Genomic DNA, 26,307 nt, shown 5'->3' with positions numbered 1-26,307 from the left:
AAGAGCAAGGGTTCGAAGAGCACAGAGAGCAAAGGCTCGAAAGGCAAGAGCTCGTCGCGTTCTACGGTCTCGTCCTCATCGCCTCTCGGCATGCTGGCGCTGCATCTGCGCGAGCAATGGGAGAAGTCTGGCCGCGACGGCCTCGTCTTCCTCTGCGACAATGAGAACAGGGCGGAGCGGCTGGGCGGCGTGATCCACGCGCTCGACCCTTCGGTCGAGGTGCTGGTGTTCCCGCGACTGAACAATCTGCCATTCGATGGTCTGGAGCCGTCGCGCGAGATCGCAGGCAGGCGGAGCTCGGTGTTGCGGCGCCTTGCCAAGGCAAGGAAGCCGGTCTTCCTCGTATCGACCGCAGAAGCCATCATGGAGCGGCTGCCGCTGCCGGCGAGCTGGTCAAAGACCAGCCTCAGCCTGAAAGTGGGCGCGGCCTATTCGGAAGCCGAGCTGGAGCGCCGTCTGGAAGCCCTCGGCTACGACCTCGACGAAGAGGCGGAATATCCGGGCGGCGTCCTGTTCCACGGCAAGACGTTCGAGGTGTTTCCCGCGGGCGGACTTGGTCCTTTCAGGATCGAACATTCCGACGGTGTTATCCGTAAGATCGTTGCCGTCGATCCGGTCGAGCATGAGGTCGTCTACGAGACCAGGGAATTGCTGATCGATCCGATGTCCGAACAGATTGCGCTCGGAGGCAAGCGCGGGCAGCGGGCGACGCTGCCGGATTATTGCGCTCGCGCGCGGTGGATCGTGGATGCCGGCGTACCGGGCCACGCCGATATCTGGCTGGGCACCATCGAGGAGGCCGCTGGCCGCAGGGATGCGGAGCGCGAGTATCTCGGACGGGCGGACTGGAAGCGGCTGAAGAAGCGCATCAGCGTGCTTCCGCAAAAATCGGCCTTCACGCCGACGCCCGATTTCTCGAAAGCCTCATCGCCAAGAAAGATCCTCCGCGCATTTATTGACGACATGCAACGCGCCGGGTCGCGGGTGCTGTTCGTCGCGGCCGTCGAGGATGACCTTCGCGCGATGGAGCGGATGAGCGGCATCAAGGCGGAGCGCTGTGCCGATTGGAGCGAGGCGACAGAGGGACGGGATCGCGAAACGGCGTTCCTGGCCGACTTCGATGCCGGCTTCGTCGGGGCCGGCCGCAAGCCTCTCGTCATCGTCACCGCGTCCGACGTGCTCGGCAGCAGAGCCCATCATCCGCAGCCGATGGCGAGAGCCTGGACGGCCGCGTTCGATCATCCCGACGTCCCGGAGCGCGGCGCGGCGGTCGTCCATTTGCAGCGTGGGCTCGCTCTGCTCGACGGCTTGCAGACCCTCGCCATGGGGACGGGATCGCGGCGCGAGATGGTCAGGCTTGCGTTCGCGGGAGACAACGCCGTTCTCGTGCCGCCGGCCGATCTTGCCTTGATCTGGCCGTATGCGGCCGAGCCCGGCAAGCTGGCGCGGGACAAGGCGGACGGAAGCACATGGTGGGCGCGGCGGACCGAGGCCGAGGCGGAGATTCAGGTCGCCGCCAAGGCGCTCGCAAAGCACATCAGCCAGCGCCACCGCCGCCGCGCGCCGAAACTGGTCGCACCCGGGCCACTCTATGAAAGGTTCGTTGCGCGTTTTCCGTATTTCCCGACCGTCGATCAGGCGAAGGCCATTCAGGACGTGCTCGATGATCTCGCGGCAGGTCATCCCATGGACAGGGTGGTGTGCGGCGACGTCGGATTTGGAAAGACCGAGGTCGCGTTGCGCGCGGCAGCCGCCGTGGCGCTGTCCGGGAAACAGGTGGCGATCGCGGTGCCGACCACGGTCCTGGCGCGGCAGCATGTCGAAACCTTCCGCAAGCGCTTCGGTCCTCTCGGTATCGACGTCGGAAGCCTGTCGCGAGCGACCTCCGGCCCGGAGACGCGAGGGATCAAGGAGGGCCTGCGAAGCGGCAGGCTGAAAGTCGTTGTCGGCACGCAGGCGCTCTCTGCAAAGGATGTGAAGTTCGCCGATCTTGGCCTCGTCATCATTGACGAAGAGCAGCACTTCGGAGCGGCCGAGAAGGCGAAGCTTTCTGGGCTGGCAAAGAATGCCCATACGCTCTGGATGAGCGCGACGCCCATCCCGCGCACGCTCGCTGCTGGTCTTGCGGGCTTCCGGGATCTCAGCGTGATCGCAACGCCGCCGGTTCACCGGCTTCCGATCGTGACCAAGATCGCTCCGCTTTCGGATGCGGCCATTGCCGGAGCATTGCTTCGCGAGCGGCGGCGGCACGGACAGAGTTTTCTGATCTGCCCGCGCATCCAGGATCTGGAGCCGATGCTGGCGCGCGTGCAATCACTGGCGCCCGACCTCCGCATCGTCTGCCTTCATGGCAAGATGCCCGTCGACGACCTCGACGACCGCATGATGAGTTTCGTCGATGGCGAAGCGGACGTCCTCCTGGCGACCAACATCGTGGAAAGCGGTCTCGATATCCCGCGCGCGAATACCATCGTGGTGTGTTGGCCCGAAAAGTTCGGCCTCGCACAGCTCCATCAGCTCAGGGGGCGGGTGGGACGCGGCGGAACGCGCGCCTTCGCCTATCTGCTGACGGAGTCGACCTCGGAACAGTCCGAGAAGCGTTTGGCCGTCCTCGAGGAGTTCAGCAAGCCCGGCGCCGGCTTCGCCATCAGCGAGCGCGACCTGGACCTCAGGGGCGCCGGCGATCTGTTTTCCGAACAGCAGTCCGGGCACGTGCAGGTGTTCGGGCCGGTGCTCTACAGTCATCTCCTGAAGCTCGCCTCGGAAAGAGTGAACGACTCGGGCGCCTTTCTGTGGGTGCCCGATCTCAATCTGCCTGTCGGCGACATGTTGCCTGAAGGTTATGTGCAATCGGAAGCAATGCGGCTCGAGATCTATGGTCGCGCCGCCAGATGTCGGAGCGACGACGATCTGGAAGACCTGGAGGAGGAGACCTCGCGACGTTTCGGCAGGCTCCCGCCGGAGGCTCGCGATTTCTTTGCGGCCGCCAGGCTCAGGATCGATTGCAAGCGGCGTGGCATCGTCAGGCTCGATGTCGGGCCCGAGGCCGTCGCCGCGACTTTCCTCCCCGGGCGGCTGCGGAAATCCAGAGCACGATCGCTCCAGCGCGACGGCGATCGCGTCGTCTGCGCCGCCCGCGGGCATGCGGACCCGTTCGGCCGGATCGAGGAATTCCTGGAGCTTCTGGACGAGTGAAGCAGGCGGGGCCTACTGCGGCTCGATTCCGGCTGCCTTGATGATCCGGCCCCATTTGGCGATCTCCGCCTTCAGGAAGGCTTCGAGCGCAGCCGGCGTCGCGCGCTCGGCCTCAACCGGAGCCATGCTGAGCTCGGCAAAGCGGCTGATCAAAGCAGGGTCTTTGAGCGCCGTCTGGAGTGCGCCGACGAGCTGGTCGATCACGGGCTTCGGCGTGCCGCGCGGCGCGTAGAGGCCATACCAGGTCGTCACATCGAATTCGGGAACGCCGGCCTCGGCCGAGGTCGGCACGCCAGGCAGTGTCGCGACGCGCGTCTTGCTGGTGATCGCGTAGCCCTTGATCGTGTTCGACTGGATGTACGGCGTCGGGCCGGTCGCGGGATCGCAATAGACGTCGATATGGCCGGCGATGACGTCGTTCAGCGCGGGTCCGCCGCCCTTGTAGTAGATTTGCGAGAGTTTCGTATCGGTGGTGCTCATGAACATCAGGCCGCAGAGCTGCGAGGCTGAGCCGAGACCGACATTGCCGAAAGTCATCTTGTCGCCCTCGCTGCGGATGCGCGCGATCATCTCGCCGAGATCCTTGGCCGGGAAATTCGGCCGGGCCACCAGGATCATCGGGACATCCGTGACGAGCCCGATCATGGCGAAGTCGCCGACAGGATCGAACGGCAGTTTTGCGTAGAGCGCGGGCGCAGTGGCCTGGCCGACATGCATCAGGAGCAGCGTGTAGCCATCAGGCGCGGCCTTGGCGACGCGGTTGGTGCCGAGTGTGCCGCCGGCACCGACGACATTCTCGATGACGATGGACTGCTTCAGCGTCGCGCTCATGGCGTTGCCGAGAATTCGAGCGATGACGTCGCCGGGGCCGCCGGCGGAGAACGGCACGATCATCGTGACCGGGCGGGTGGGGTAGTCGTCTGCGATTGCCGCGCCACAGGGCAAGAGCAGGAGACACAGGATCAGCGATCGTACCAGAGACAACATCGAACACTCCCTGAATTCTTGTTTTTCTAGTCGTCGGAAGGCGCCGCCTCCTTGGCGGCGTTTCGTTCAATCATGTCGAGCGCGGCCACCGCAGCCGCATTGATGTGATCGACGCAGCAGCGCTCGGCGAGATCTGGATCGCCGTTCTGGATCGCGCGCCAGATCGCGGTGACCTCGCGCAGGCTCTTGTTGATCCGTTTCGGCTGCGACATCGACGTGATCCGCAACAGTTGGATCCGGTCGTGCAGCGGCTTGAGCATGCGCTCGATGAAGGCGTTGCGGCAGCCGCCGATCAGCGCGGCGTAGAAGTCGGTCTTGGCTTCGAGGCTCCCGACGAGGTCCTGCTTGGCTGCGGCCGCCTTCAGCCGCGTCAGGGCTTCCCCGATCCGCCGAGCCACTTCCGGATCGTGGAGCCTGGCGCATTCGCGGCCGGCGAAACCTTCGAGCACCGCTCGCGCCGCGTACAGCTGCCGGGCTTCTTCGAGGCTGATCGTGGAGACCACGGGGCCGCGGTGCGGGACGATGTTGACGAGGCCGTCGGCTTCGAGGGCACGCAGCGCTTCACGGATCGAGGGCCGGCTGACGCCCATCATCTCGCAGAGCTCGCGCTCGACCAGGCGCTGGCCCGGTTTGAGTGTTCCGGACATGATCGCCTCGCGCAGCTTTTGCGCGACCATCGCCCGGACGGTCGGGACGTCCTCGATGCGGAGTGTCGACTGCAATTCGCTACGTCTTTCCATGTCCGGACCCTGGTTGGGAAAAGTCAGTACCGGTTTACAGGCAGAATCATCATTTCGGCAATTTGAACGTGCGCGGGCTGGTCCAGGGCGAAGACGATCGAACGGGCAATATCGGCAGGCTCGAGCGCCATCCTGAACTGGTCGAAATAGTCCTTTTCCTTCTGCCTGTCGCCGCGGTAGCGGGTCAGGATGATGTTGGTCCGGGTCAGGCCTGGCTGGAGTTCGGTGACCCGGATCGCGGTTTCCGCCAGCTCGCCCCGCAGCGTCTCGGTGAACATGTGCACGCCCGCCTTGCTGGTGCTGTAGGCGGCCATATCGGGGACGATCCGGACGGCGTTGATGGAGCTGATGTTGACGACATGGCCGGCGTTGCGCCTGACCATGTCGGGCAGGATCGCGCGGGTGACGCGCATCAGGCCGATCAGATTGGTCTGGATGATGTTGGACCAGTCGTCGGCGGAGCCGGCATCGAACCGCGTCCGCCCGCCGATATCGTGCCCGGCGTTGTTGATGAGGACGTCGACCGGCTTGAACTGCGCGGGAATGGCGTCCGGCAGGCGATCCACGGCCTGCCCATCGCTAATGTCGAGCTGGATCGGAAACACCGCGTTGCCCGCCGAGGACGCAAGTTCCTCAAGCGCCTTGGCGTCGCGATCGACCAGGACGACTCGGCGGCCGCTTTCCAGCAACGCCTTGGTGATGGCGCGTCCCATGCCGCCGGCGGCACCCGTCAGCACGACGCTCTGGCCCGATTGTTCAGTCATCGCAACACTCCCAATGCTTTCATGCGACCGACCAGCCGCCGTCGATCGGCAGGCTGGCGCCGGTGATATCGTTTGCCGCGGGCCCACAGAGAAAGACGACCATGGCGGCGACCGCATTCATTTCGACGAAACGCTGCGTCGGCTGGCGCTCGCCGAGATATTCCTTGGTCACGTCGTCGACCGGACGGCCGCTGTTCGACGCGATCGTTGCGATCTTGTTCAGGATCGCGGGCGTTGGCAGCGTGCCCGGGCAGAGCGTGTTGCAGGTGATGCCGCTCCGCGCCGTCTCGATCGCCACCGCACGGGTCATACCGAGGATCGCAGTCTTTGTGGTGACGTAGTCGATGCGGTCCTCGACCGCGCGGCTCGAATAGATCGAGCCCATGCTGATGATCCGGCCCCAGCCGCGCTGCTTCATGGCCGGCAGCGCCAGGCGGATCAAATGGAACGGCGCCGACAGGTTGACGGCCAGCGCCTGCTCCCAGCGATCGGGCGGAAACTGCTCGATCGCGGAGAAATGCCTGACAACGGCGTTGTTGACGAGAATGTCGATGGCGCCGCAGCGGTCGAGCAGGTCCACCATCATGGCCTCGATCGCCTCGCGCTGGGCGAGATCGACGCCGGCCGCGATGACTTCGACACCGAAGCGGGCGCGGAGATCATCCGCGGCCTGCTTCGGCGCGACGAGATCATGAAGGACGATATTGGCGCCCGCGCCGGCAAGGCCTTCCGCGACAGCGAGGCCAAGGCCCGCGGTCGCACCGGTCACGAGTGCCCATTTGCCCTTCATCGTCGTCGCGCTCCGCTATTTCTTGTCGAGCTCGGCGAAGACTTCCTTCGCGTTCCGGAACGCATCCACGCCGGCCGGCACGCCGCAATAGATCGCGACCTGCATGAAGACCTCGCGGATCTCCTCCTTGGTGGCGCCGTTGGCGAGCGCACCGCGGACATGGGTTTTCAGCTCGTGTGGGCGGTTGAGCGCGCAGAGCATCGCCAGATTGAGGAAGCTGCGGGTCTTGCGCGTCAGGCCGTCGCGGCCCCAGACATAACCCCAGCAATACTCCGTGGTGAGGTCTTGCATCGGACGGTTGAACTCGTCCGCGGATGCGATCGCCTTGTCGACGAACTCGTTGCCGAGCACGCTCTTGCGGATTTCGAGCCCGCGGTCGTAGGTCGCCTTGTCCATGTTGTTCTCCGTTTCTCTTTTGGGCGTTGTCTAGGTCAGTTCTTGGGCCAGAATGGCTGCGCCAACGCGAGCTGGGGCGGGAACACCGTCACCGGCACGCCGGACTGCCACTGCACGATGGTCATGCCGGCGCCGACGCGGCGGCCCTTCTCGTCGAACTTGATCTCGCCCAGCGGATAGTATTTCGAGGGGCCGGCATCCATGGTGCGCAGCGCCTCGCCGACGGCAACGCGGTCGGCCTTGCCGGCCTTCTCGAGCGCGTCCTTGATCACCCACATGTCGCCATAGGTGGAGATCGCGTTCTGCGTCATCCACGGCTCCTTGTAGCGGGTCTTCAACTCGGCGATCAGCGCCTCGTGGCCCTTGGCGCCCCAGCTTGCGACGCAGGTCAGCACGCCCTGGAGGAGTTCGGGACTGACGGTTTGCAGCATGTCGGGCTCGGCGATCGCGATGCCGAACGAGATGGTCGGAATCTTGCCCTGGCCGAGGCCGAACTCGTTCATCTTCTCGAGCAGCAGCTTCGCGTCCGAGATCACCGTCGGCAGGAAGAACAGCAGATCGGGTTTGGCCGAGCGGATTTTCTGCACCAGCGACGTCGCATCGGCCAGCGGCGGCGTGAACGTCTCGTCGACGATCAGCTGCAACTGGTTCTCCGCCAGCAGGCCCTCGCGCATCGCCTTTGCGGAGGCGATCGAGGCCCCCGTGTTGTCGGTCAGGATCGCGACAGTTTTCGGCCGCTTGCCGGAGGCCGTCTCCGCCAGCTTGATGATCTGGGGCAACGCTTGCCGTGCCTGCGAACCTGCGGTGGCCGCGGTCTGGAACACGTATTTGAAGCCGCGATCGGTGATCAGGTCGGAATAGGAGAGGGTGAGGACAGGCAGGCTGGCGCGCTCGGTGACTTCGGTCACCGCGAGCGTGAACGAGGACAGATAGGCGCCGCTGGCCGCGACCAGATCGGTCTCCTGGGCGACCATGCGCTGGGCGGCGTTCTTGGCCTTCTCCGTGGTGTCGCCGGAATCGAGCACGACCAGCTTCAGCTTGGCGCCGCCGAGGGCCTTGATGCCGCCTTGCGCGTTGATGTGGTCGACCGCCATCTCGGCGCCCTCACGCATCACCGTTCCCGGGCGGGCATAGAGGCCAGAGATCGGCACCAGCAGGCCGACCTTTACCTCAGAAGGTTGCTGCGCCCAGGCCCGGGATGCGATCAGCGTGCCGGAGGCGCCGGCCAATAGCGTTCGCCGCGAGATCGTGAACTTGCTTTTTGCAGTCATGACAATTCTCCTCCCTGAAAAATCGCGCGGCGCTTAGGATTTCTTCGGCCAGAACGGCTGCGCCTGCGCGAGTTCGGGCGGATAGACGGTGACAGGCACGCCCGATTGCCATTGCACGATGACGACGCCGGCGCCGACGCGGCGGCCCTTCTCGTCGAATTTGAGCTGACCGCCCGGATAGTATTTCGACGGGCCGGCATCCATGGTGCGGAAGGCCTGTGCGACCGAATTGCGGTCGGCCTTGCCGGCCTTCTCCAGTGCTTCCTTCATCAGCCACATGTCGCCGTAGGTCGAGATGACGTTCTGCGTCATCCAGGGCTCCTTGTATTTGGCCTTGAGCTCGGCGATCAGCGCCTCGTGGCCTTTCGAGCCCCAGTTGGCGACGATGGTCATGATGCCCTGCACGGTCTCCGGGCTCACGCTCTGGAGCATGTCGGGCTCGGCGATGGTGATGCTGAACGACACCGTCGGTATCTTGCCCTGGCCGAGGCCGAACTCGCTGATCTTCTCCAACCCCAGCTTGGCATCCGACACTGCATTCGGCATGAACAGGAGCAGATCGGGCTTGGTCGAGCGGACCTTCTGGATCAGCGGGGTGGCATCCGACAGCGGCGGGGTCCAGACTTCCTCGACGACAAGCTGGAGGCCTTCCTGTGCGAGCAGCTTTTCCTTGAGTGCCTTGGCGGTGGCGACGGATGTCGCGGTGTTGTCCATCAGCATCGCCACGGTCTTGGGCTTCTTGCCCGACGCGTTCTCGGCGAGCTTCATCAGCGTCGGCAGGCCCAGCTCGGACTGGCGGCTCGCGGTCGCGGCGGTCTGGAAGATGTATTTGAAGCCGCGGTCGGTCAGCAGGTCCGAATAGGACAGCGTCAGCACCGGCAGTTCGGCGCGCTCGGTGACTTCAGTGACGGCGAGGGTGAAGGACGAGAGATAAGAGCCGGTGGCGGCGACCAGATCGGGTTCCTGCGCCACCATGCGTTGCGCCGCGTTCTTGGCCTTCTCGGTGGTGTCGCCGCAGTCGATCACCACCAGCTTCAGCTTGGCGCCGCCGAGTGCCTTGATGCCGCCCTGCGCGTTGATGTGCTCGATGCCCATCTCGGCGCCCATTTTCATCACCTGGCCGGGGCGGGTGTAGATGCCCGATAGCGGGACGATCAATCCGACCTTGACCTCGGCCGGCGCCTGCGCACGTGCCACGCCGGCGAGGCCGACGGCGGCGGCACCCGACAGCACGGTCCGGCGCGTCAGTCCTTTTGATATCCTGCCCTTCGATGTCTTGTTCATCTTGTTGTCTCCCTGCTCTTTGTTTTTTGTTCGTCACATGCCGAGATAGGCTTTGCGCACGCGATCATCGGCGCGCAGCGTGTCGTTGTTGCCTTCGAGCACGACGTGTCCGGCTTCGAGGACGTAGCCGTGGTCGGCGGACTCCAGTGCTTCCGCCACGCGCTGCTCGACCAGCAGCATGGTCAGCCCGGACTGGCGCCGGATATCGATCAGCCGCTCGAAGATGAAGTCGGCGGTCGACGGCGCGAGCCCCATCGAAGGCTCGTCCAGCATCAGCAGCTTCGGCGAGGAGGCGAGGCCGCGGCCGATCGCGAGCATCTGCTGCTGGCCGCCGGACATCGTACCCGCGAACTGATTGCGGCGTTCCTTCAGCACCGGCAGCCATTCGAAGATGCGCTCGATATTGGCCTGCCAGTCGCGCCGGCCGCTTTCGGTAATTGCGCCCATTTCGAGGTTCTCCATCACCGTCAGCGACGGGAACACCTGGCGCCCCTCGGGGACATGGGCGATGCCGAGATGGGCGCGCTGCGGCGGCGGTACGGCAAGAAGGTCGACGCCGTCGAACGTAATTCTGCCGCCGCTCGGCTTCACGATGCCGGAGATCGTTTTGAATAGCGTCGTCTTGCCGGCGCCGTTAGGTCCGACGATCGCAACGAACTGGCCCGCGCCGACATTGATCGACACGTCGTTCAGGACGGGCTTGGCCGAATAGCCCGCGCTCAATCCCTCAATTCGCAGCATGGCCCACCCACTTCTTGCCGAGATAGGCCTCGATCACGCGGTTGTCGCGCGTCACCACCTCCGGCAGGCCCTCGGTGATGACGGCGCCGTGGTCGAGCACGAGGAATCTGTCGACCAGGCGGACCATCGCCTGCATGGTGTGCTCGATGATGGCGATGGTCATGCCGTCGCGTGCGAGCTGCTGGATCACGGCGACGACCTCGTCCGCTTCGCCGTGGCCGAGGCCCGCAAGCGTTTCGTCGAGCAGCAGAATGCGCGGCTGGCCGGCGATCGCGCGGGCGAGCTCCATCAGCCGCAGCTCCTTGGTCGAGAGTTCGCCGGCGACACGGTTGGCTACCGCGGAGAGCCCGACGCGGGCGACCGCGTCAGCGGCAAGCTTGCGTGCCTCCGCATCGGAGCGGGCGCGCACATAGGCCCCCACCACGACATTGTCGAGGATCGACATGCGCAGGAATGGCCGCATCACCTGGAAGGTGCGACCGATGCCGGCCTCGCAGATCACGTGCGGCCGCTGGCCGGACATGTTGCGGCCGTCGATCAGCACCTCGCCCTGGCTTGGCTTCAGGAAACCGTTGAGGAGGTTGAACAGCGTGGTCTTGCCGGCGCCGTTGGGGCCGATAATGCCGAGGATCTCGTTCTTGTGCAGCTTGAAGCTGACATCCTGCACGGCTTTGAGCCCGCCGAAGGAGCGCGAGAGGTTGCGAACTTCGAGCATCACTTCGCCGGTGGCGGCGGCACGTTGCCGCGCGGCGGGCTTCAGCGCCGTGACGTTGGCGACGGCCGTTTCCGGAGTGTCGCTAGCCGTGGCCTTGGATGCATTTCGCTTGCGCAGGAGATCGCGCAGTTTCCAGAACAGGCCTTCCGGCGCGAGCAAGATGACACAGACGATCGCCAGGCCGAAGATGACACCCTGAATGCCGGGGATGCGCGCACCGGCCTCCGCGTGCAGGATCTCGGCGAGTGGGATCAGGATCACGGAGCCGATGACCGGTCCCCACACCGTGCCGACGCCGCCGAACATCGCGACCGTGAGCGCCTGCGCCGACACCAGCATGCCGAACACCGATTGCGGGGTTACGACCAGCAGCACCTGCACATAGAACCCGCCGATGGCTGCGGCGATCGCGCCGCTCAGCGTGATCGCGCGCAGCTTCCAGGCCAGCGTGTTGATTCCGGCCGCTTCTGCCGCAGCCTCGTTCTGCTTGATCGCGAGCAGCGCCATGCCGAAGCGCGATCGCTCGATCACCTGCGTCAGCACGATCGTGGCAAGCATGATGGCGAGCCCCAGCAACGTGTAGATGTGGGGATCGGAGAACTGCATATAGGCGATCGGCGCGTCGCGCTTGATCGGAAGCGTGACCTCCTGGAAGCCGAGCCACTCGAACACGTAGAGAATGGCGAGCGGGTAGGCGAGCATCGCGAGCGCGAAGTAGTGGCCCTGGAGGCGGAAGGTCGGAAATCCGATCAGCAGCCCGGCGATGCCGCCGAGCATGGCGGCGACCGGGATCAGCAGCCAGGGGGAGATATCGAAATAAATCTGCCCGAGCGCGGTCGCATAGGCGCCGATGCCGAAGAAGGCTGCGTGGCCGAACGAGATCAGCCCGGTGTAGCCGCTCAGCAGATTCCAGGACAGGCCGAACACCGCCCACACCGGCACCAGCGTCAGGATCAGCTGGTAGTACGAGTTGGTGACGCCGAGTGATATCCCGGCGTAGGCGAGCGTGAAGAGCAGGGGAGGCAACAGTGAACGCATCCGGAGCATGGTCACGTCCTCTCGACCATGCGCCCGAAGAAACCTTGCGGACGGAAGAAGATGATGAAGAGGAACACGGCGAAGATCGCGGCGTTCTGCAATTGCGTCGGCAGGATCAGCGTGGACATCTGCTGCACGAGGCCGATCGTCATGCCGCCCCAGAAGGCGCCGATGATGCTGCCCATGCCGCCGAGCACGACGCCGGCATACATGACGATCACGTATTCGAGGCCGACGAAGGGGTGGAACGGATAGTTGGTCGCGAGCAGGCCGCCGGCAATCGCGGTGATGCCGCAGCCGAGCGCGAAGGCGGTGCGGTGTGCGCGGTCGACGTCGATGCCCATATAGGTCGCGGCGGTCGGATTGTCGGCGGCGGCGCGGAGCGACTTGCCGATCCGGGTCCGCGTGATCAGCAGCGAAAGCAGAATCATGATCGCCAGCGAAACGATCGCGTCGATGCTGCGCGCCTTGTTGAGGAAGATGCTGATGTCCAAGAAGGGAACGAATTCCCAGGCCGAGCTCGACAGCGGCGTGCGGATCGAGGCCAGCACCGATCCGAACACGATGAGGCCGCCGTTCTGCAGGATCAGCGCGATGCCGAGCGTGAGGATGAGCTGGGCGTAATGGCCTTCGCCTTCCAGTGAGGCGGTGCGTGTGCCCGAAACGCGCGAGATCAGGGCCAGATGGACGAAATAGCCGAACACGGCGAGCACGGGGCCGGCCAGCAGGATGGCCACGAACGGCCCCACCGTGTTGCCGAACAGCGCCTGGATGCCGGCGGCGGTGAAGAGATAGAAGGCGGCATACATGCCGAGCATCATGAAATCGCCATGGGCGAAGTTGATGACGCGCATGACGCCGAAGATCAGGCCGAGCCCGACGCACATCAGGCCGTAGACGGCGCCGATCAAAAGGCCCGCAGCGAGCGCTTGAAAGAAGCCTTCCATCAGCCCCGCCTCCGCGCGGCGCGAGCGCCGGCTTGCTGGCGATTGTGCGCCGTCGGCACTGCTAGGCTGGTCTCCCGGTCGACCATATTTCCCCCGTACTGTTTGGCATTTCTTATGATGCCGATCGTAAAACTCGTTCCGGCGCATTCAGACGACACTGCGCTGCGATGTCGCCGGCATTGCCGAGCTGCTCGCAGCCGTCGATGAGTTGCTCGAGCCGGTGCGCGCGGTCGTCGCCAAGGACTCTGGTTGCGGCGGCGCGGAAGCGCGCACGAATATCTGAAGGCGTTGCGGCGATGACGTCGGGCAAAGCGTGCCGGATGGTCCGGCCGCTGCGCAGATGCACGGTCACCTCCGCGCCCTGCTTGCCGGGGAAGGCGGCGGTGAAGCCGGGATCTGCCCTGAGATCGGTGACCGCGACCAGGCGGAGGATGTCGGCATCATCGAGCTCGGAATAGTTCTCTTCCTCGATCTCGCCCCGCGCCAGCGCGGCAGCGACGCTGAAAGGAATGCTCATCTTGGCCTGAAGCGCGTTGCGATAGGGCCCCATGGAGTCGCAGCCGGGATAGCGAACCGCAGCGTCGGGTGCGCGAATGGCGACGCGGTCGATCTCCTCAGTGCTGGCGAGCTCGTGCGAGACGCGGAGCGCTGCTTGAGCCGCCGTCTGCGCGAAATTGCAGGCCGGGACCGGCTTGTTGTAGACGGCCATGATCTCGCTCTCGCCATCCGGGAAGAGCGCGATGCTGTCGGGCGCGGCCTGGCGTCGATAGGCGGCGAACAGGCCGGCGTCACCCTCAATGATCGTTTCCGAGCCGAATGCGCCGGCAGCGGCAAGACCGATGGCCTTGATCGCGTTGCTGGCCGCAAAGCCCGGATGAAAATACATGTCGGAGCCGCCGGCATGCGGCCACTCGTTCAGCCCGCTGGATGTATTGGCCGCAATCGCGACGGCGCTGGTCGCGGCGTCCTCGGAGAGGCCAAGCGCGAAACTTCCCGCCAGCGCCGCGCCCGGAGGTGCGACCAGCCCAGTCGGGCGATAGAGGCGCGCGAGGTCGGAGGTCAGGAGCGCGCGGCCGATCCGGGCGCCGGTCTCATAGCCGATGATGGCGGCAGCGAGCAGCCTGGCTCCGTGCAGCGGCGTCTGCTCCGACAGCGCGAGCAGCGTCGGCCAGATCACGACGCCGTGGTGCGCGATGCTGGCTGCATGCATGTCCTCGCGGACGAGACCATGCCCCATCACGGCGTTGGCAAAGGCGGCATCGGCCGACGAGGAGAGTTGTGACGTCCCGATGATCGTTGCAGTGCCGCCGGCTTGTGCGATCGCAACCGCCTGACGGCTCCAGGGATGCTGGCCCGCCTCGAAGGCGCAGGACAAGAAGTCGAGCAGACAGAGCTTTGCCTTGGCGACGACTTCGGGCCCGAACTCGCCGAGATCGAGCGCAAGCACGCTCCGCGCCATCTGGCGCGCGAGCGAGACCTTGCCTGATCCGGTCGGGCCGATCGTCATCGCAATCGCTCTCCCTGAAGGCTGGCGTGATCAGCCGCGCATCTCGACCCCGGCCCACTCCTCGAGCACCTTGGCGATCGAGGTGAAGTCGGACGACGCGCCGAATTTGGCGTTGGTGATCGCGAGCATCTGCCGCACGACCGCGCCGCAGACCATCGGCACGCCCATCGCCTCAGCCTCGTCGACGCAGAGCCGGACGTCCTTGTAGGAAAGGCCGGTGGCGAAGCCGAAATCGAAGGTGCCGGGCAGCACCGCGCGGGGGAATTTGTCTTCGGAGGCGCTGTTGCGGCCGCTGCTGGCGTTGATGATGTCGATCAGCACCTTTGCGTTGACACCGCCCTTGACGCCCATCGCGACGGCTTCTGACGTGATCACCAGTGCCGCGGCCGCCATCAGATTGTTGGCGAGCTTGGCCGTCTGTGCCACGCCGGGCTTGTCGCCGGTGTAGAACAGCTTGCCGAAATTCTTCAGGATCGGCTGCACGGTCTCGTAGGTCGCCTGCGGGCAGGAGACCATCACGGCCAGCGTGCCGTTGACGGCGCCCTTGATGCCGCCGCTCACGGGCGCATCGACCAGCGTCATGCCTTTGGCCTTCAGGCCTTCCGCAACGATCTTCGCGGCGCCGGGACCCGAGGTCGAGAGATCGATGACGATCTTGGCGCGGCTGCCGCTGCTGATGCCGTCCTGTCCGAGCGTGACCGCCTTGACGATGTCGGGTGTGGGCAGGCTGGCGAGCACGATGTCGGCGCGGGAGGCGACGTCGGCCGGCGATTTGCCGAGCTGCGCGCCGCGCTTGACCAGCGGCTGGGTCGCTTCAGTCTGGGTGTCATAGATCACGAGCGAATAGCCCGCGTCGATCAATCGCCCCGCCATGGGGCCGCCCATGCGGCCCGTGCCGATTACGCCGAGAATCTCTCCCGCCATCGTCTACTCCCTGTCGCGCGATCCCGTGACGGGCGCGCCTTCTTGATCTCGTTGGTCAAACGCTTTCGCCGGCCGGCCTTCTCGGCCGCCGTCGTCGTGGCAGCGGGATCCCGCGCCAACGGGCCGGATTGTTATGATTGTCAGACAAGCTGTCAAGCATAACATTTGGGGTCGACAGTTTGCCGCGGATCGTCATATGGTCCGGGAAAACGAGGAAGACGCCCCGCGTGCCGCAAGCTTCAATTCCGAGTGTGAGCAAGACGCTCGCCGATTTCGTCGCGTCCTCGTCGTGGGCGGACGTGGAGGCGCAGAGCCCTGAGGCGAAGCGATCGATCCTCAATTTCTTTGCGACCGCGCTCGGCTCCGCACGCGATCCGGTGGTCACGGCCGCGATGCGCACGCTGTCGCCGTTCAGCGGCGCCGCGACATCGACAATCATCGGCCATTCGCAGTCCATGGACGCGCTGTGCGCGTCGTTTCTCAATGCCGTCTCGGCGAATCTGCTCGACTTCGACGACACGCACCCTGAAACGATTATCCATCCGGCCGCGCCGGTCGCCGCGCCGATATTGGCGCTGGCAGAGACGCGCAAGCTGACGGGGCGCGCGGTGCTGACCGCGTTCATCCTTGGCGTGGATGTGGAGTGCCGCATCGGCAATGCAGTCTCGCCGCGGCATTATGCGCGGGGCTGGCACATCACCTCGACCTGCGGGATTTTTGGCGCTGCGGCGGCGTGCGCGAGGCTGTTGGGGCTGCCAGCGGAAGGGATTGCGAACGCGATCGGACTTGCGGCGAGCCAGTCGGCCGGCAATGTCGAGAATCTGCCAAGCGCCGCCAAGAACGTTAGCGTCGGCAATGCCGCGCGTAACGGGTTGTTCGCCGCGCTGCTGGCGCAGCAGGGCTATGAGGCTGCGCCCCGCGCCATCGAAGGTCCGCTCGGCTGGGCGCGTACCATGGGGGACGAGCCGGATCTCGCCCGCATGCTCGGTGGCCTCGGCAAGACCTGGGAGATCGCGAAGAACACCTACAAGCCCTATCCCGCCGGCATCGTGTTCCATTCGGTCATCGACGCCTGCCTGCTGTTGCGCGAACGAATTGGACGACGCGTTGACCAGATCGAGTCGGTGACAGTGCAGGGCTCGGCACTGCTGCTCGCACGCGGTGATCGCCCCGTGAACAACGAGCGCGATGCGCGCGTCAGCATCCATCATTGCGTGGCTTGCGGACTGTTGCTCGGCGCGGCCGGTGTGGCCGAGTTCGCGCAGGAGACCGTGGTCCGGCCCGATATCGTGCGGCTGCGGCAGAAGGTGAGGGCGGAGCTTGATGCTCAGATGCCCGATGGCGCTGCGCGCGTCACCTTGCGCCTGTCGTCTGGTGAAAGTCTCACAGAGACCGTAACTTCGCCGCGCGGCAGCCAGGCTGCGCCGCTTTCAGACCGCGAGATCGAAGAGAAGCTGCGCGAAGGCGTGAGGACCGGTCGAAGCGACTGGGATGCGGACCGCGTCATCGATGCAGTCTGGCGTCTCGATGCGGCGGACGACGTCGCCACGCTGCTGCAATCACTGCGGCCGCCATTGGCGTCGCGCCAAACAATTTCCAACTAGAATCTCTCAAGACCGGAAAGGGACGATCATGAGCAAGACCGAACTGTTCGAAAAGGGCCTCAAAGTTCGTAAAGAGGTACTGGGCGAGGACTACGTCAACAAGTCGATCGCCGGTGCCGACGAGTTCACGCGCACGATGGCGGAGTGGTCGACCGAATTCTGCTGGGGCGCGCTGTGGACGCGGCCCGGCGTCGATCGGCGCACGCGCTCGATCGTCAATCTGGCGATGCTGGGCGCGCTGAACCGCCCCCACGAACTGAAGCTGCACGTCAAGGGCGCCCTGAAGAACGGGCTGACCAAGGAGGAGATCAAGGAGATCCTGCTCCAGGTCGCGGTCTATTGCGGCGTGCCCGCCGGCATCGACGCCTTCCGCAACGCGCGCGAGGCCTTCAACGAGGTCGATGCGGGGTCCTGAGCCCGTTTGATGGAAGCTCTCATGGCTGACCCGGAATACGAGCTCTTCGCCATCCGCTATGCAACGCGGGATGCCCAGCGGAGCGAGCATTTCATCGGCGGCGATCCGCATGACGGGCCGATGCCGATGGACTATTTCATGTGGCTGGCGAGGGGAGGCGGTCGCACCTTCGTCATCGACACCGGGTTCAACGCCGAAATCGCAAGGCAGCGCAGGCGAACATTCCTGCGCTGCCCGGTGGAGACGCTTGCCGCGTTCGATGTCGACGTGGCCGACGTCAAGGATGTGATCCTCACGCATCTGCACTACGATCACGCCGGCAATTTCGACCGGTTTCCGAATGCGCGGTTTCATCTTCAGGAGCGCGAGCTCGCATACGCCACCGGGCGCTACATGCAGTATCCGAGGCTGTCGCATTCCTTCGAGGTCGAGGACGTCTGCGGGATCGTGCGGCTGAACTATGCGCGCCGGGTGCTGTTCTACGACGGCGACGCCGAGATCGCGCCCGGACTGACGGTCCACGCGGCCGGCGGGCATTCGGCCGGTCTTCAGTTCGTCCGCGTCAACACGCGCCGCGGCCCGGTCGTGCTCGCCTCCGACGTCAGTCATTTCTACGAGAACATGACGAGCGAGCGTCCGTTCACGACAGCCTTTCATGTCGGTGACATGCTGGTGGGCTTTGACAAGCTGCGAGCCGCGGCGCCGGACGCGGGCCACATCGTTCCCGGCCATGATCCGCTCGTCATGAAGGTCTACCCGGCGCCAAGCCCGGATCTGAATGGCGTAGCTGTTCGTCTCGACGTGGCGCCGTCCAGGGCCGCGCATTCCCCGGACGTTGGGCAAGGCGTAGCGTAACCTGAGCTAGAAAAAATCGATTTTCGATTTTCGGTTGACCCGCGGCCGCCGCCTTGCAATCATCCGACCATGGGTCCGCTTCAGTTCCAGTTGTCCGGAAGCTCCGGGGATGGTCCGCGCAGCCTGACGTCGGCGCTGCACGAACGTCTGCGCGCCGACATCCTGGCGACGCGGCTGCCTCCGGGCCAGAAGCTGCATATCGCGGGGCTCGCCAAACAGTTTTCCGTGAGCCTCGCCGCCGTGCGCGAGGCGCTGTCGCGACTTGTCGCGGACGGGCTCGTGCAGGCGTCGGACCAGCGTGGCTTTCGCGTGAGCCCGGTGTCGCTCGCCGATCTTGCCGACGTGACGCAGACCCGGATCGACATCGAGGGGCTTGCGCTCCGTCGCTCGATCGAGCGGGGCGATGAGGCCTGGCTCGCATCGGTGAAATCCACCTGGGCGGATTTGAAGGCCGTTCCCCATCGCTATCCCGACGATCCGACCGTGCACTATGAGGAGTGGGTGGTCCGTCACCGTATCTTCCATCGTGCGCTGGTCAACGCGTGCGGCTCGCCATGGCTGCTCGGCTTCCGCGACGTGCTGCACGAGCAGAGCGAGCGATATCGCCGCCTCTCGATCCGGCGAGAGGCCGGTGGCAAGCCACGCAACGTCGAAGCCGAACACAAGGCGATCGTCGCCGCCGTGATCAGGCGCGATGCAGATGCGGCAGTTCGCGCCTTGTCAAAGCACTTCGGCACCACCAAAGAATTCGTCGAGCTCGCCGCCGCTCGCATTGCGGAGGTGAGCCGTACGACCTGACGATCCGGAAAAATCCGGCACACAAAAAACAGAGACCGGGAGGAAGCCAATAATGAAGATCAATCACGCGCTGATGTCGCTGATCGCCGCCGCAATTCTGGCGGGGCCTGCGAGCGCCGCCGACACCATCCGCGTCGGCCTGCCGACGAAAACCTATTGGCCGACCACGATCGCCGAGACGGCGGTGCGGCAGAAACTGTTCGAGAAGGAAGGCATCCAGGCCGAGCTGACCATTTACCGCAGCGGCGCCGAGACGTTCGAAGGCATGGCTGCGGGCGCGGCCGACATCATTCTCGATCCGCCGTCGCTGGTCTCCGCTGGACGCAAGAAGGGCGTGATGTCGCGGATCGTCGCCAATGCCGCCATGGGGAATTTCGGCTGGCAACTGATGGTCCCGACCAAGTCGACGCTCGACGTCAAGGACCTCAACGGCAAGAAGGTGGCGATCACCGCGGCCGGCTCCGGCTCCGACCTGCTCGCGCTGTGGACCATCCAGGACAAGAAGATCGATTTTACGCGCGTTCCCGTCGGCGGCGGTGGCTTGGTGCCGAACCTGCTGGCCGGCAATGTCGAGGCGGCCGTGGTCTATTCGCCGCTGAGCTTCCAGATCTCGAAGTCCGGCGAGGCCAAGACCATCCTCGATTACGCCACCGCGGTTCCGCCGAACCTCACCGCAGGCTGGATCGTGCTCGACAAATTCGCCGAGGCCAAGCCCCAGATGGTGCAGAAGGCAGTGAACGCCCTCTACGGCGCGGTCGCATTCATGCGCACCAACCGCGACGTCACCGTTAAGCTGATCGCCGAGCTCTATGAAATGCCGCCGGAGATCGCGGGCCTTGAGTACGACAACACCATCATGAAGCTCGAGACCAGCGGCGACATGGGCGCGGCCAACGTCAATGCTGCCGTACAGCTCTCGCTCGACCTTGCCAAGCTCGGCGGCCTCAAGGACATCGTGCCGGTCGAGGACGTGATCTCGGCCAAGTTCAAGCCGGTTCCGACCAAGTAGTCACGATGCAAAGCACGTTCGTCATCAACCTTGCGCGGATCGCGATCATCATCGTGGTGCTGGCGCTGTGGGAGGTGCTGTCGCGCACCGGCATCGTCAATCCGCGACTGCTGCCGTCGGCGTCCGATACCTTTGCGACGCTCGGCGATCTGCTGCAGCGCGCGGCCGTGCAGAAGGATCTGATGGTGACCGCGACCGAGGTGCTGGCCGCGTTCGCGCTGGCCGTGCCCTTCGGGGCGGTGATCGGCTTCCTGGTCGCGGAGAACCGTTACTTTGCGGACGTGGCCAAGCCGCTCTTGTTCTTCGCCTTCAGCATCCCGAAGTCGATCTTCCTGCCGATGTTCATCCTGGTGTTCGGCGTCGGTTTCGCCCAGAAGGTCGGCTTCGGCTTCTTCTCGACGATCTTCATCGTGATCATGTCGACCACGACGGCGGTGGAGTCGGTCAAGGTCGAGCATCTGACGGTGGCGCGCTCCTATGGCGCAACGCCATGGCAGACGGCGTTCCGGGTTTATCTGCCGAGCATGCTGCCGGTCCTGCTGGAGGCGTTGCGGATCTCCATGATCTTCAACCTCACCGGCGTGATTTTGGCCGAGATGTACGCCTCGCGTGATGGCATCGGTCACCAGATCGCGACCTGGGGCGAGAACTTCCAGATGAAGCAGCTCCTCGCCGGCGTCGTGATGGTCGCCGCGATCGCCATGACCTTCAACGAACTTGTCAGATGGGTGGAAACGCGATGCAGCCATTGGCGAACGTGACCCCGTTGAAGCCCGCCGCGCGGGCCGGCGCGATCGAGGTGAAGAACGTCGGTCAGGTCTTCAAGACGAGATCGCAGGACGTCGTCGCGCTGGAGGACGTCTCGCTCGAGGTCAAGCCCGGCCGTTTCGTCGTGCTGGTCGGCCCGAGCGGCTGCGGCAAGTCGACCCTTTTGATGATGATGGCGGGGCTGCGCCAGCAGACCTCCGGCACGATCACCATCAGCGGCGTGCCGATCCTGCAGCCCGACCCCAACAGGGTCGGTGTGGTGTTCCAGGAAGCGAGCTTGTTCCCGTGGCTGACGGCGGAGGACAATGTCGAGTTTCCGCTGGCGCTGCGGGGCGTGCCCAAGGCCGAGCGCCACGCCAAGGCACAGGATGCGCTCAAGCTGGTTGGCCTCGACGGCTTCGGCAGGCGTCATCCGCACGAACTCTCCGGCGGCATGAAGCAGCGTGTCTCGATCGCGCGCGGGCTGGTGCAGGACCCGCCGGTGCTGCTGATGGACGAGCCGTTCGCTGCCCTCGACGAGCAGACGCGCATGACCATGGGCGACGAGCTGCTGCGGATCTGGGCCGCGACTGGAAAGACGGTCGTTTTCGTCACGCACAGCCTCACCGAAGCCGTTTATCTCGCCGACGAGGTGATCGTGATGTCGGCGCGGCCCGGCCGCATCGTCGACCATCTCCAGGTCCAGCTGCCGCGGCCCCGCACCTACGAGATGCTGAGCGGCGACGCCTTTGGTGCGCTGCGCGACCGCATCTGGCGGCACATCCGCAAATCGGCGTGAGGCGGAGATGAGCGCCAGAATAAGTGCGAAGACGCTGCGATACCTGATCGTGACCGGGCTGATTGCGCTGTGGGAGCTGCTGCCGCGCACCGGGCTCATTCCCGAACTGTTCCTGCCGTCGCTGTCGTCGACGCTGATCGCCGGATGGACCGATGCTGCCGAATACGGTCATGCGCTCGCGGTGACGCTCTACGAGGTCGTGGTCTCCATGGCATTCGCCTGCGGCGGCGGCATCCTGCTCGGCGCCATCGTCGGCAGCCTGCCGCGTCCGCGCGTCCTGATCATGCCGATGGTGTCGAGCCTGTATGCAGTGCCGCTCGTCATCCTCTATCCCGTCTTCACGGTATGGCTCGGCATCGGCTCGGAGTCCAAGATCGCGTTCGCCTCGATCTATGGCTTCCTGCCGACAATGCTCGCCACCGCCGCCGGCATCCAGACCATTGACCCGCAGCTTTTGCTCGCAGCGCGCAGCATGGGCGCGACGCTGAGCCAGCGGTTGATCCGCGTCATCATCCCGGCGGCGATTCCGACGGTGCTGTCGGGTCTGCGTGTCGGCGGCGCGCTGGTCATCGTCGGCGTCGTCGTCTCGGAGATGCTGATCTCATCGGCCGGCATCGGCTATCTGATCTCGCGCTACCGCACAATCCTCGACAGTCCGCACGTGTTCGCAGGCGTGCTGCTCGTGCTGTTCCTCGCCATCGCCTTCAACGCCGCGATCCGTTGGATCGAGCGCAAGGCAGCGATCTGGCAGACCGGCACACGGGCCGGTCAGGCCAACGACGACATCGCGTCGGGCGTGATGCACCCGGCGACCTGAGGTATTGGCGTGTACGATCTGACCCTGACATTCGACAACGGCCCCGATCCGGATGTGACGCCGCGTGTGCTCGACATTCTCGCCGAGCGCGGCATCAAGACCACCTTCTTCGTCATCGGCGAGAAGCTCGCTGATCCCGCGCGGCGCGGCCTTGCGGCGCGTGCGCACGGGGAGGGGCACTGGATCGGCAATCACACCTTTACGCACACCATTCCGCTCGGTGAGCAGGCGGATCGCGAGACGGCAGAGAACGAAATCGGTCGCACGCAGTCTGCGATCTCCGATCTCGCGCATCCCCAGCGCTGGTTCCGGCCGTTCGGTGGCGGCGGCAATCTCGATGCGCGGTTGTTGAAACCCTCAGTCGTGGACTATCTCGCCCGCAACAAGCACAGCTGCGTGCTCTGGAATGCGATTCCTCGCGACTGGGACGACCCCGACGGCTGGACCGAGCGCGCACTCGACCAGTGCAGCCGGCAGCCCTGGACGCTGATGGTGCTGCACGATCTTCCGACCGGCGCGATGGACCATCTCGAGCGTTTCCTTGACGCTGCCGAGGCGGCCGGCGCCCGCTTTCGCCAGGACTTCCCGCCGCAATGCGTTCCGATCCGCAACGGCGAGATTGCGCTTCCGATCAACGACTATGTTTCCTCCATCGAAGAGAGTGTTTGACTGATGAAAGTTGCAAGCTTCACGATCGCCGGCACCGCGAGCTATGGCATCGTCACCGACAAGGGCGTCATCGATGCCGGCAAGCGCCTGAAGGCCTATCCGACGCTGAAGGCGCTGCTTGCGAAGGGATCGCTCGACGAGCTCAAGAAACTTGCCGGCGAGAAGCCCGACCACGCGCTGCAGGATGTCGCGCTGCTGCCGACCGTGCCAGATCCCGACAAGATCTTCTGCATCGGCGTCAATTACGCCACGCATCTGGCCGAGAGCGGCCATCCGACGCCGGCGCATCCGATGATCTTCACCCGCTTCGCTAACAGCCAGGTCGGCCATGGCCAGCCGATGATCCGGCCGCTGGAATCCGAACGTCTCGATTATGAGGGCGAGATGGCCGTCATCATCGGGAAGGCCGGTCGCCGCATCTCGCGCGAGGCTGCGCTGAGCCATGTCGCCGGCTATGCCTGCTACAATGACGGCAGCATCCGCGACTGGCAGCGCCACACCTCGCAATTCGCGCCGGGCAAAAATTTTGCCGGCACCGGCGGCTTCGGGCCCTGGATGGTCACGACCGACGAACTGACCGATGTGACCAGGCAGACGCTCATCACGCGCCTCAATGGCGTCGAGGTGCAGAAGGCCCCGATCTCTGATCTCGTTTTCGACGTGCAGGCCTTGATTGCTTACTGCTCGACGTTCACCGAGCTTGCGCCCGGCGATGTCATCGTCACAGGCACGACCGGCGGCGTCGGCGCCTATCGCACACCGCCGCTGTGGATGAAGGGCGGCGACGTCGTGGAGATCGAAATCTCCGGCATCGGCATCCTGCGCAACCCCGTCGAGGATGAGGGACGCGCGGCCTGATCGGCTGCACTCAACAACAATAAGAAGGAGAATCCCATGCCCGTGCCAACGCAAATCCTGCCGACCACGGTGGTCGGCAGCTACCCGCAGCCGGAATGGCTGGTGAATCGCGCCATGCTGTCGAAGGTGGTGCCGCGCACGCGCCTGCACGACATGTGGCGGTTGCCGGCGGAGCATCTGGAGGAGGCGCAGGACGATGCGACCATCGTCGCGATCCGCGACATGGAGCGCGCCGGCATCGACATCGTGACCGACGGCGAAATCCGCCGCGAGAGCTACTCCAACCGCTTCGCCACCGCGCTCGACGGCATCGACGGGGACAATCCCGCGATGATCGTGGCGCGCACCGGCAACACCCAGACCCCGGTGCCGCGCGTCGTGGGCCCCGTGAAGCGGAAGGGACCGGTCGAGCTGCACGACATGCAGTTCCTGCGCAAGAACACCGACCGTGCCGCCAAGATCACGTTGCCGGGCCCGTTCACCATGAGCCAGCAGGCCAGGAACGAGTTCTACAAGGACGAGGAGGAGCTCGCGATGGCGCTGGCCGAGGCCGTCAACGCCGAGGCGCTCGATCTGCAGGAGGCTGGCGCCGACGTGATCCAGCTCGACGAGCCCTGGGTGCGCAACAATCCGGATCTCGCCAAGCGCTATGCCGTCAAGGCGATCAACCGGGCGCTGAAGGGCATCACGGTGCCGACGGTCGTGCATCTCTGCTTCGGCTATGCCGCGGTCGTGCCGGGCTCGAACAAGCCGGCCGGCTATTCCTTCCTCGCCGAGCTCGACGACACCATTGCCGACCAGATCTCGATCGAGGCCGCGCAGCCGAAGCTCGACCTCGGCGTGCTCAGGGACCTGTCGTCGAAGAAGATCATGCTCGGCGTGCTCGACCTCGCTGATCCCGCGATCGAGAGCGTCGACACCGTGGCCGCCCGTATCCGGAACGGTTTGAAATACGTCTCGCCGGACCGCCTGGTCCCCGCGCCCGATTGCGGCATGAAGTACATGCCGCGCGCAACCGCGTTCGGAAAATTGAAGGCGATGTGCGATGCGGCGGCCATGGTCCGGCGGGAGATCGGCTGAACAAAAGCTGGGCCGGCGAGGATGGTTCGTTCGCCGGCCATCGCCTGGCTGTGGCCAGCTTGGTCGAAATCTGCGCGGGCGTCGGCTCAAAGACCAGTTTCACAACGTTGAACATTCGTCGTCATTGGCGAGGACGACATCGCCGCGGAGGTGCAGCCGCCATTCAAGCCGAGAGGAATTTGGTTAGAAGCTCCGTTGTGTCGGTGGGGTTTTCCTCAGGAAAGAAGTGGCCGCCCTTGACGGCCCGACCTTGTACGTTGTCGGCCCACTTCTTCCAAATTCCCAATGCGCCGCCATTCTGCTCGTAGAATGTATCGAGTGGCCCGCCAGAAGCCCACAGGTGCAGCATAGAGCACTTAATGCGCCTGCCTTCCTTCTGGTCCGCCTTGTCATGCTCGATATCCAGGGTTGCGGCCGCGCGGTACTCTTCGCAGATCGCATGCACCCGAGCCGGATCGCGGTAGGTTTCGATGTATTCCGCTTTCACTTCGGGGCCGAATGAGCCCTGGCCGAATGGATTGTCGAATACCGCGTCCGGCGCACCGATCAGGTATTTTTCGGGAAGCGGTGCCTTCTGCGAGAGTAGACTCCATGGCCAGTAGGTCATGGCGAACTTTGCGTCGGCGTGGCCCCAGGCTTCCGAGATCGGCAGCACGTCAAACACTGCGAGACGCTGCACCTTCTCCGGGTGATCGAGCGCAAGGCGGTAGGATACGCGACCGCCGCGATCGTGTCCAACCAGATCGAATTTGGAAAAGCCAAGCTTATCCATCACGGTGACGAGCTCATTCGCCATCGCCCGCTTTGTATAGGGATAGTGATCCTCCGCAGAGGCGGGAACGCCGCTGCGGCCATATCCACGAAGATCGACGCAGATGACAGTGCGATTACCGGCGAGATGCGGCGCGACATGACGCCACATCAGGCTGGTTCGCGGAAATCCATGGACCATGAGCAGTGGGGATCCGCTCCCGTAGCGCCTGATGAAAATGGTGTTGTCATCGGTCTTGATCTCCTTTGTCTCGAAGAGATCGGAAGCGTTCGAGGTGGAATTGTTTGGGGATTGGCCGGCCGCGCGTCGCGGTAGAAGCGCCAGTGATAGAGCGGCGCTCGATGCAGCGGTCATCACCTGGACGAAGGTGCGGCGCTCGATGTTTGTCTTTTCTGTCATCCCTGAGGTCCTTCGAGGTTCGCGCGACGCTCCTGGCAAACGCCCCCTCAATGACGACGCGTTGAGACATGTTAGCACCTGCGTGGAAGCGCGCTTTCGCAGGATTAGCGTCACTGAACCGTTCGTGCTGATGATTTCGGTCATCCCGCTGGCGCGATGGGGCAGAGGCGGGGAGCAGTCGGGAAG

Annotated in this window: 25 protein-coding genes; 12 read left to right on the top strand and 13 right to left on the bottom strand. The window is 64.7% G+C overall.

Features of this window, described 5'->3' with window-relative positions; all coding sequences use genetic code 11:
- Positions 1 to 90 precede the first annotated feature (90 nt).
- Complete coding sequence (locus tag ABIB95_RS01850; protein ID WP_354237846.1) at positions 91 to 3,195, top strand: DEAD/DEAH box helicase; 3,105 nt, start codon at positions 91 to 93, stop codon at positions 3,193 to 3,195.
- Between the two features lie 12 nt (positions 3,196 to 3,207).
- Here the strand turns inward: ABIB95_RS01850 and ABIB95_RS01845 are convergent, their stop codons facing one another.
- The 12 genes from ABIB95_RS01845 to ABIB95_RS01790 form a co-directional block, all read right to left on the bottom strand.
- Positions 3,208 to 4,182: a tripartite tricarboxylate transporter substrate-binding protein gene (locus ABIB95_RS01845; protein WP_038941751.1), complete on the bottom strand. Its 975-nt coding sequence runs from the start codon at positions 4,180 to 4,182 to the stop codon at positions 3,208 to 3,210.
- Between the two features lie 26 nt (positions 4,183 to 4,208).
- Complete coding sequence (locus ABIB95_RS01840) at positions 4,209 to 4,922, bottom strand: GntR family transcriptional regulator (RefSeq protein WP_282518547.1); 714 nt, start codon at positions 4,920 to 4,922, stop codon at positions 4,209 to 4,211.
- A gap of 23 nt (positions 4,923 to 4,945) precedes the next feature.
- On the bottom strand, positions 4,946 to 5,686 hold the full coding sequence (locus tag ABIB95_RS01835) for an SDR family oxidoreductase (RefSeq protein WP_354237701.1): 741 nt from the start codon (positions 5,684 to 5,686) through the stop codon (positions 4,946 to 4,948).
- A 19-nt stretch (positions 5,687 to 5,705) separates the two neighbouring features.
- Positions 5,706 to 6,476 carry an SDR family oxidoreductase gene (locus ABIB95_RS01830; protein WP_354237700.1) on the bottom strand — a complete coding sequence of 257 codons (771 nt, stop codon included), beginning with the start codon at positions 6,474 to 6,476 and terminating at the stop codon, positions 5,706 to 5,708.
- 15 nt (positions 6,477 to 6,491) lie between these two features.
- Positions 6,492 to 6,872 (bottom strand): carboxymuconolactone decarboxylase family protein, encoded by a 381-nt coding sequence (locus tag ABIB95_RS01825; RefSeq protein WP_014496467.1) that lies wholly within the window; start codon positions 6,870 to 6,872, stop codon positions 6,492 to 6,494.
- Positions 6,873 to 6,907: 35 nt separating this feature from the next.
- On the bottom strand, positions 6,908 to 8,143 hold the full coding sequence (locus ABIB95_RS01820; RefSeq protein WP_063984369.1) for an ABC transporter substrate-binding protein: 1,236 nt from the start codon (positions 8,141 to 8,143) through the stop codon (positions 6,908 to 6,910).
- 33 nt (positions 8,144 to 8,176) lie between these two features.
- On the bottom strand, positions 8,177 to 9,427 hold the full coding sequence (locus ABIB95_RS01815) for an ABC transporter substrate-binding protein (RefSeq protein WP_135216561.1): 1,251 nt from the start codon (positions 9,425 to 9,427) through the stop codon (positions 8,177 to 8,179).
- Between the two features lie 33 nt (positions 9,428 to 9,460).
- Positions 9,461 to 10,168 (bottom strand): ABC transporter ATP-binding protein, encoded by a 708-nt coding sequence (locus ABIB95_RS01810; protein ID WP_354237699.1) that lies wholly within the window; start codon positions 10,166 to 10,168, stop codon positions 9,461 to 9,463.
- Positions 10,155 to 11,930 (bottom strand): branched-chain amino acid ABC transporter ATP-binding protein/permease, encoded by a 1,776-nt coding sequence (locus tag ABIB95_RS01805; protein WP_354237698.1) that lies wholly within the window; start codon positions 11,928 to 11,930, stop codon positions 10,155 to 10,157. Before ABIB95_RS01805 ends, ABIB95_RS01810 begins: the two co-directional genes overlap by 14 nt.
- 2 nt (positions 11,931 to 11,932) lie before the next feature.
- Complete coding sequence (locus ABIB95_RS01800) at positions 11,933 to 12,868, bottom strand: branched-chain amino acid ABC transporter permease (RefSeq protein ID WP_354237697.1); 936 nt, start codon at positions 12,866 to 12,868, stop codon at positions 11,933 to 11,935.
- A 112-nt stretch (positions 12,869 to 12,980) separates the two neighbouring features.
- The gene (locus tag ABIB95_RS01795) at positions 12,981 to 14,375 is read right to left on the bottom strand and encodes an MmgE/PrpD family protein (protein WP_354237696.1); all 1,395 of its coding nucleotides are present in this window, start codon (positions 14,373 to 14,375) and stop codon (positions 12,981 to 12,983) included.
- A 30-nt stretch (positions 14,376 to 14,405) separates the two neighbouring features.
- Positions 14,406 to 15,299 carry an NAD(P)-dependent oxidoreductase gene (locus ABIB95_RS01790; protein WP_354237695.1) on the bottom strand — a complete coding sequence of 298 codons (894 nt, stop codon included), beginning with the start codon at positions 15,297 to 15,299 and terminating at the stop codon, positions 14,406 to 14,408.
- A gap of 227 nt (positions 15,300 to 15,526) precedes the next feature.
- Between ABIB95_RS01790 and ABIB95_RS01785 the strand changes: the two genes are divergently transcribed.
- The 11 genes from ABIB95_RS01785 to ABIB95_RS01735 all read left to right on the top strand — a co-directional run bounded on the left by ABIB95_RS01785 (position 15,527) and on the right by ABIB95_RS01735 (position 24,950).
- Positions 15,527 to 16,903, top strand: a complete 1,377-nt coding sequence (locus ABIB95_RS01785; RefSeq protein WP_354237694.1) for an MmgE/PrpD family protein — start codon at positions 15,527 to 15,529, stop codon at positions 16,901 to 16,903.
- A gap of 28 nt (positions 16,904 to 16,931) precedes the next feature.
- Positions 16,932 to 17,318, top strand: a complete 387-nt coding sequence (locus ABIB95_RS01780; protein WP_027575101.1) for a carboxymuconolactone decarboxylase family protein — start codon at positions 16,932 to 16,934, stop codon at positions 17,316 to 17,318.
- A gap of 21 nt (positions 17,319 to 17,339) precedes the next feature.
- On the top strand, positions 17,340 to 18,173 hold the full coding sequence (locus ABIB95_RS01775; protein ID WP_354237693.1) for an N-acyl homoserine lactonase family protein: 834 nt from the start codon (positions 17,340 to 17,342) through the stop codon (positions 18,171 to 18,173).
- A 69-nt stretch (positions 18,174 to 18,242) separates the two neighbouring features.
- Positions 18,243 to 18,971, top strand: coding sequence for a GntR family transcriptional regulator (locus ABIB95_RS01770; RefSeq protein ID WP_354237692.1), 729 nt, complete (start codon positions 18,243 to 18,245; stop codon positions 18,969 to 18,971).
- Between the two features lie 52 nt (positions 18,972 to 19,023).
- Positions 19,024 to 19,980 carry an ABC transporter substrate-binding protein gene (locus tag ABIB95_RS01765; protein ID WP_354237691.1) on the top strand — a complete coding sequence of 319 codons (957 nt, stop codon included), beginning with the start codon at positions 19,024 to 19,026 and terminating at the stop codon, positions 19,978 to 19,980.
- A 5-nt stretch (positions 19,981 to 19,985) separates the two neighbouring features.
- Positions 19,986 to 20,741 carry an ABC transporter permease gene (locus ABIB95_RS01760; RefSeq protein ID WP_354237690.1) on the top strand — a complete coding sequence of 252 codons (756 nt, stop codon included), beginning with the start codon at positions 19,986 to 19,988 and terminating at the stop codon, positions 20,739 to 20,741.
- On the top strand, positions 20,720 to 21,526 hold the full coding sequence (locus ABIB95_RS01755) for an ABC transporter ATP-binding protein (RefSeq protein WP_354237689.1): 807 nt from the start codon (positions 20,720 to 20,722) through the stop codon (positions 21,524 to 21,526). The genes ABIB95_RS01760 and ABIB95_RS01755 overlap by 22 nt, the downstream gene beginning before the upstream one ends.
- 7 nt (positions 21,527 to 21,533) lie before the next feature.
- The gene (locus ABIB95_RS01750; RefSeq protein WP_354237688.1) at positions 21,534 to 22,343 is read left to right on the top strand and encodes an ABC transporter permease; all 810 of its coding nucleotides are present in this window, start codon (positions 21,534 to 21,536) and stop codon (positions 22,341 to 22,343) included.
- Positions 22,344 to 22,352: 9 nt separating this feature from the next.
- Positions 22,353 to 23,012 carry a polysaccharide deacetylase family protein gene (locus tag ABIB95_RS01745; RefSeq protein ID WP_354237687.1) on the top strand — a complete coding sequence of 220 codons (660 nt, stop codon included), beginning with the start codon at positions 22,353 to 22,355 and terminating at the stop codon, positions 23,010 to 23,012.
- Between the two features lie 3 nt (positions 23,013 to 23,015).
- Positions 23,016 to 23,870, top strand: coding sequence for a fumarylacetoacetate hydrolase family protein (locus ABIB95_RS01740; RefSeq protein WP_354237686.1), 855 nt, complete (start codon positions 23,016 to 23,018; stop codon positions 23,868 to 23,870).
- Positions 23,871 to 23,906: 36 nt separating this feature from the next.
- A complete protein-coding gene (locus tag ABIB95_RS01735) occupies positions 23,907 to 24,950 on the top strand; it encodes a cobalamin-independent methionine synthase II family protein (RefSeq protein ID WP_354237684.1) in 1,044 nt (347 codons plus the stop codon).
- A 163-nt stretch (positions 24,951 to 25,113) separates the two neighbouring features.
- Here ABIB95_RS01735 and ABIB95_RS01730 read toward each other — a convergent pair whose 3' ends face one another.
- Positions 25,114 to 26,121: an alpha/beta fold hydrolase gene (locus ABIB95_RS01730; RefSeq protein ID WP_354237683.1), complete on the bottom strand. Its 1,008-nt coding sequence runs from the start codon at positions 26,119 to 26,121 to the stop codon at positions 25,114 to 25,116.
- Positions 26,122 to 26,307 lie beyond the last annotated feature (186 nt).

The sequence above is a fragment of the Bradyrhizobium sp. LA2.1 genome, assembly GCF_040547725.1.
Taxonomy (GTDB): Bacteria; Pseudomonadota; Alphaproteobacteria; order Rhizobiales; family Xanthobacteraceae; genus Bradyrhizobium; species Bradyrhizobium barranii.
The sequence above is the reverse complement of the archived record's forward strand: the minus strand, read 5'-3'. Positions and strand labels throughout refer to the sequence as shown.

Bases quoted from the DNA above. Each gene is read 5' to 3' on its own strand.
- ABIB95_RS01850 (WP_354237846.1), top strand. From the start codon at position 91: ATGCTGGCGCTGCATCTGCGCGAGCAATGGGAGAAGTCTGGCCGCGAC.
- ABIB95_RS01845 (WP_038941751.1), bottom strand. From the start codon at position 4,182: ATGTTGTCTCTGGTACGATCGCTGATCCTGTGTCTCCTGCTCTTGCCC.
- ABIB95_RS01840 (WP_282518547.1), bottom strand. From the start codon at position 4,922: ATGGAAAGACGTAGCGAATTGCAGTCGACACTCCGCATCGAGGACGTC.
- ABIB95_RS01835 (WP_354237701.1), bottom strand. From the start codon at position 5,686: ATGACTGAACAATCGGGCCAGAGCGTCGTGCTGACGGGTGCCGCCGGC.
- ABIB95_RS01830 (WP_354237700.1), bottom strand. From the start codon at position 6,476: ATGAAGGGCAAATGGGCACTCGTGACCGGTGCGACCGCGGGCCTTGGC.
- ABIB95_RS01825 (WP_014496467.1), bottom strand. From the start codon at position 6,872: ATGGACAAGGCGACCTACGACCGCGGGCTCGAAATCCGCAAGAGCGTG.
- ABIB95_RS01820 (WP_063984369.1), bottom strand. From the start codon at position 8,143: ATGACTGCAAAAAGCAAGTTCACGATCTCGCGGCGAACGCTATTGGCC.
- ABIB95_RS01815 (WP_135216561.1), bottom strand. From the start codon at position 9,427: ATGAACAAGACATCGAAGGGCAGGATATCAAAAGGACTGACGCGCCGG.
- ABIB95_RS01810 (WP_354237699.1), bottom strand. From the start codon at position 10,168: ATGCTGCGAATTGAGGGATTGAGCGCGGGCTATTCGGCCAAGCCCGTC.
- ABIB95_RS01805 (WP_354237698.1), bottom strand. From the start codon at position 11,930: ATGCTCCGGATGCGTTCACTGTTGCCTCCCCTGCTCTTCACGCTCGCC.
- ABIB95_RS01800 (WP_354237697.1), bottom strand. From the start codon at position 12,868: ATGGAAGGCTTCTTTCAAGCGCTCGCTGCGGGCCTTTTGATCGGCGCC.
- ABIB95_RS01795 (WP_354237696.1), bottom strand. From the start codon at position 14,375: ATGACGATCGGCCCGACCGGATCAGGCAAGGTCTCGCTCGCGCGCCAG.
- ABIB95_RS01790 (WP_354237695.1), bottom strand. From the start codon at position 15,299: ATGGCGGGAGAGATTCTCGGCGTAATCGGCACGGGCCGCATGGGCGGC.
- ABIB95_RS01780 (WP_027575101.1), top strand. From the start codon at position 16,932: ATGAGCAAGACCGAACTGTTCGAAAAGGGCCTCAAAGTTCGTAAAGAG.
- ABIB95_RS01775 (WP_354237693.1), top strand. From the start codon at position 17,340: ATGGCTGACCCGGAATACGAGCTCTTCGCCATCCGCTATGCAACGCGG.
- ABIB95_RS01770 (WP_354237692.1), top strand. From the start codon at position 18,243: ATGGGTCCGCTTCAGTTCCAGTTGTCCGGAAGCTCCGGGGATGGTCCG.
- ABIB95_RS01765 (WP_354237691.1), top strand. From the start codon at position 19,024: ATGAAGATCAATCACGCGCTGATGTCGCTGATCGCCGCCGCAATTCTG.
- ABIB95_RS01760 (WP_354237690.1), top strand. From the start codon at position 19,986: ATGCAAAGCACGTTCGTCATCAACCTTGCGCGGATCGCGATCATCATC.
- ABIB95_RS01755 (WP_354237689.1), top strand. From the start codon at position 20,720: ATGCAGCCATTGGCGAACGTGACCCCGTTGAAGCCCGCCGCGCGGGCC.
- ABIB95_RS01750 (WP_354237688.1), top strand. From the start codon at position 21,534: ATGAGCGCCAGAATAAGTGCGAAGACGCTGCGATACCTGATCGTGACC.
- ABIB95_RS01740 (WP_354237686.1), top strand. From the start codon at position 23,016: ATGAAAGTTGCAAGCTTCACGATCGCCGGCACCGCGAGCTATGGCATC.
- ABIB95_RS01735 (WP_354237684.1), top strand. From the start codon at position 23,907: ATGCCCGTGCCAACGCAAATCCTGCCGACCACGGTGGTCGGCAGCTAC.
- ABIB95_RS01730 (WP_354237683.1), bottom strand. From the start codon at position 26,121: ATGACAGAAAAGACAAACATCGAGCGCCGCACCTTCGTCCAGGTGATG.